Annotated in this window: 3 protein-coding genes; 2 read left to right on the forward strand and 1 reads right to left on the reverse strand. The window is 39.3% G+C overall.

Translation table 11 applies throughout. From position 1 onward, the window contains the following. Positions 1 to 209 precede the first annotated feature (209 nt). On the reverse strand, positions 210 to 1,787 hold the full coding sequence (locus tag D8805_RS09795; RefSeq protein WP_125417104.1) for a DEAD/DEAH box helicase: 1,578 nt from the start codon (positions 1,785 to 1,787) through the stop codon (positions 210 to 212). A gap of 337 nt (positions 1,788 to 2,124) precedes the next feature. Between D8805_RS09795 and D8805_RS09800 the strand changes: the two genes are divergently transcribed. Then, a complete protein-coding gene (locus tag D8805_RS09800) occupies positions 2,125 to 3,441 on the forward strand; it encodes an FAD-containing oxidoreductase (RefSeq protein WP_000958951.1) in 1,317 nt (438 codons plus the stop codon). Between the two features lie 602 nt (positions 3,442 to 4,043). Next, positions 4,044 to 4,799, forward strand: a complete 756-nt coding sequence (locus tag D8805_RS09805; protein ID WP_125417106.1) for a hypothetical protein — start codon at positions 4,044 to 4,046, stop codon at positions 4,797 to 4,799. The last annotated feature ends 43 nt before the right edge of the window (positions 4,800 to 4,842 follow it).

Here is a 4,842-nt window from a genome sequence, read left to right on the forward strand (position 1 = left end):
GCTTATTGAATTGCAATTTTTAAAAGCAAAAATATTTTATAAAAATAGCAATTTTTTATTGACATTCTGTTTGGATTTTTATATAATAATATTATAAGAAGATGGATTAAAGTTCCCCTTCCCATCTCACCTTTCCTTTACTTTTATACATCTTCTTTTACTATCGGTCTCCTTATATAAAAAAGCGATTCATTTTGAACCGCTTTTTCTTATTTATCGCCCTTGTTACGAATAACAAAGCCTGTTTTCTTTTCACTTGAAGTGTTGCGAGGTTTTTTATTGTCTTTATTATGGTAACGTTTGTCTTTATCAAAACGGTCGTTTCCACGACTACCTTTCTTGAACTCATCACGACGACCATTGCCACGGCGATCACGGTCTCGACGGTCGTCTCCACGACGGCCTCCTCGACCTCCCTTAGCTTTGCCACCAAAGCCATTACCTGATGGTTTAAATGGCAGTGGTTTTTCACGCGCAATCTCCACTTCAGGAAGGTTGTCTGGATCTTGGACTGTCAGGCTCAAGATATACATAGCCAATTCTTCTGGACTAAATTCGGAAGCTAACTTACGAGCATCTTTAGCAAATTTCTCAAAGTTCCCACGAATTGCTTCGTCTGCGAAGTCTCGTTCGATTTTCTTGAGTGCTACTTGTTTCTTAGCTTGGAAGGCTTCTTCTGCTGTCGCTGGTTTCAAGCCTTTCATGCGTTTCTTAGTCAAGTTTTCAATAATTTGAAGGTAGCCCATTTCATTTGGTGCTACGAAAGTAATAGATTGACCTGACTTACCAGCACGACCTGTACGACCGATACGGTGAACATAACTTTCAGGATCTTGTGGAATATCGTAGTTGTAGACATGGGTCACACCCGAGATATCCAAACCACGTGCTGCCACGTCTGTCGCAACTAGAACATCCAGATTGCCATTTTTAAAATCACGAAGGACACGAAGACGTTTGTTTTGGTCTAGGTCACCATGAATTCCTTCTGCACGGAAGCCACGGATTTTAAGTCCACGAGTCAATTCATCTACACGGCGTTTAGTACGACCAAATACAATAGCAAGTTCTGGTTGTTCCACGTCCATGAGACGCGTCATGGTATCGAATTTCTCTTGTTCCTTGACACGGATATAGTACTGATCAACCAGCTCTGTTGTCAATTCCTTGGCAGCAATCTTGACATGCTCAGGGTCCTTCATAAACTGAACACCGATACGTTTGATAGCATCTGGCATGGTTGCTGAAAAGAGCAAGGTTTGACGATTTTCAGGGACACGGGAAATGATGGCTTCGATGTCTTCAAGGAAGCCCATATTGAGCATTTCATCCGCTTCGTCAAGGATAAGCGTTTCAATATCTTGTAATTTCAAGGCCTTGCGTTTAATCAAGTCTAAGAGACGTCCTGGTGTTCCTACCACGATGTGGGCACCCGATTTAAGGGCCTTGATTTGTTTTTCAATGCTGGAACCACCGTAAACTGAGCGAACTTTCACTCCTTTGCTACGGCCAAAGCGGAAGAGTTCCTCTTGACTTTGGACGGCGAGCTCACGAGTTGGAGCGATAACCAAGGCTTGGATGGTCGCTTCTTCTGTACGGATTTTTTCAAGGGTTGGCAAGCCAAAGGCTGCAGTCTTCCCTGTACCAGTCTGAGCTTGACCGATAACGTCTTTTCCTTTGAGAGCCAATGGAATAGTCTGTTCTTGGATGGGACTGGCTTCTACAAATCCAGCTTTTTCAATCTCTGCTAGCAATTCAGCAGACAAGTTAAATTCATTAAATTTCACGTTATTCTTCTTTCTAAAGATGGTGCGAAGCCATCCTATAGCGCGTAGTATATACTTTTCTTTTCATGACGTATCTTCATCTAAAAATGAGATACCGTGTTGCTTCTTTTCCACGAAAGAAAAGTACTAGTTCTTTGCAACCTATCTAGTATAACACAAGAGTGAGGCAAAAGATAGTAGAATCCATTAGGAAAATCATGTAAACGATTTATTATCTATTGAACTAGAATTATAAAAGTTTTTGATAGACCTTTTGACCGGAAATCATTTCCCGTAGCAGATTTGTGCAAAAAGTGTTTTCTTATGCTAGAATGAAAATCGAATAGGAGGACTATAAATGTTAACATATGATTTAATCGTTATTGGATTTGGTAAAGCTGGGAAAACACTAGCTGGTAAATTAGCTTCAGCCGGCAAAAAAGTTGCCCTCGTTGAACGTAGCAAAGCTATGTACGGCGGAACTTGTATCAACATCGGATGTATCCCAACTAAAACCTTGCTAGTTGCTGCTGAGAAAGACTTGTCTTTTGAAGAAGTGATTGCTACCAAAAATACTATCACTAGCCGCCTCAATGGTAAAAACTATGCTACTGTTGCTGGTACTGGCGTGGATATCTTTGATGCGGAAGCTCACTTCCTTTCAAACAAAGTCATCGAAATCCAAGCTGGTGATGAAAAACAAGAACTGACTGCTGAAACTATCGTCATCAACACTGGTGCTGTTTCAAACGTCTTGCCAATCCCTGGACTTGCTACAAGTAAGAATGTCTTTGACTCAACAGGTATCCAAAACTTGGACAAACTGCCTGAAAAACTTGGAGTCCTTGGTGGCGGAAACATCGGTCTTGAATTTGCTGGTCTTTACAACAAACTTGGAAGCAAGGTTACCGTCCTAGATGCCTTGGATACTTTCCTTCCTCGTGCAGAACCTTCCATCGCAGCTCTTGCTAAACAATACATGGAAGAAGACGGCATTGAATTGCTTCAAAACATCCGTACTACTGAAATCAAAAACGACGGTGACCAAGTTCTCATCGTAACTGAAAACGAAACTTACCGTTTCGATGCTCTTCTCTACGCAACTGGACGTAAACCAAATGTCGAACCACTTCAACTTGGAAATACGGATATTGAACTAACTGAGCGTGGTGCTATCAAAGTAGACAAACATTGTCAAACAAACGTTTCTGGTGTCTTCGCAGTCGGAGACGTCAACGGTGGACCACAATTTACCTACATTTCACTTGATGACTTCCGCGTTGTCTACAGCTACCTTGCTGGAGATGGCAGCTACACACTTGAAGACCGTCTCAATGTACCAAACACCATGTTCATCACACCTGCACTTTCACAAGTTGGTTTGACTGAAAGCCAAGCAGCTGATTTGAAACTTCCATACGCAGTGAAGGAAATCCCTGTTGCTGCCATGCCTCGTGGTCACGTAAATGGAGACCTTCGTGGAGCCTTCAAAGCTGTTGTCAATACTGAAACAAAAGAAATTATTGGTGCAACTATCTTCTCAGAAGGTTCTCAAGAAATCATCAACATCATCACTGTTGCGATGGACAACAAGATTCCTTACACTTACTTCACAAAACAAATCTTCACTCACCCAACCTTGGCTGAGAACTTGAATGACTTGTTTGCGATTTAAGTTGAGATTTCTTGGTATCTCACAGCCCTCATCGGGCTGTTTTTGTTTCTGCGAAATCTCAAATCTGTCTTTTCCCTCTTTTATGATATAATGTCCAAACTTTACTTAGCAGTCCTAATTATATATTGAGTCTCAGGTCACTCTTTCAAATATCAGCAATACATATGACTTTGAATAACTCGCTTCAGCTCATCGTTTTATGGGTAATTTAAAAAGTATATTTTGCAATGATTGTTTCATGCCTAATTAGTAAATTATCCACTCTTTGCGCGGGTCGTATGTGTATTTTCATCGTTTGTGGAAAGGTTTTACCGTTTGCAAATTGATGGCTAAGTCGATATATTTTTTCTTCTCAAATATTTTCCAAATCATTTAATCTTTTTAAAGATAAGAATCACTTTCTAATCAATCAAAGGATACTTCAAATTTCTTCATTCTTGATAATATGAGCAATACCCTGCAAAATGTTTAAACTTTATCATTGTAAAAAATATCGAAAGAAATCCCATATTACATTAGTATATATTTGGTATGGGATGAAATTGACTTTCGAAAATATTAACTATATAATGTCTGTAAACAAGAAATAATGAGGTAACGATATGAATAAAACAGAATTACTATTACAAAGACTAGATGATATTGGTCAGTCTCTAAAAGATTCTAGACAAGCACTAGCTTTGCTGGCACTTGGTTCTTGCGGATCAGAAAGAGAACGATTGGATCAGTACTCCGATTTGGATTTCTTTGTTATTGTAAAAGATGGCTACAAGCAGGCCTATATCCAGGATCTAACTTGGTTAAGTAATCTAGAACCAATTGCATTTCACTACCAAAATACAGTGGATGGACATAAAGTTCTATTTGAAGATGATGTTTTTTGTGAATTTGCTGTCTTTGAAGCTCATGAACTGGTAAACATTCCCTTCGCTGAAGGCAAGATTATCTGGAAGGAGGTCGGTTTTGATGGAACAATCTGCCAGCCACAAAGATTGCCATCAAAAGAAAATAGAGACCGCGAATGGCTGTTGGGAGAAATTTTATGCAACCTATATATAGGACTAGGTCGCTATCAACGAGGCGAAAAATTGGCTGCTTATGATTTCATCCAAAACAGATCTGTCAAGCTCTGGACTGAACTAATCAATTTGGAAAAAACTTCTAAATCTAATTTTATAGATATTTTTAACAGCTACAGACGATTTGAAAAAGGTTATCCAAATGAAGCCAAACAATTGCCTCACTTCTTGCAAGGTTACGAACGAATTTCTGAATCTGCTCAGGCACTCCTAGAATATCTTGATAAACACTATCCTCTTAACGCATTTATAAAAGAAAAAATTCGTAATTTATTATAAAAGAGACTTTCCAAAAAATGATCTAAATCCCAAAAGTTAGGTA

Source organism: Streptococcus oralis subsp. dentisani (genome assembly GCF_003944205.1).
Classification (GTDB): domain Bacteria; phylum Bacillota; class Bacilli; order Lactobacillales; family Streptococcaceae; genus Streptococcus; species Streptococcus oralis_BH.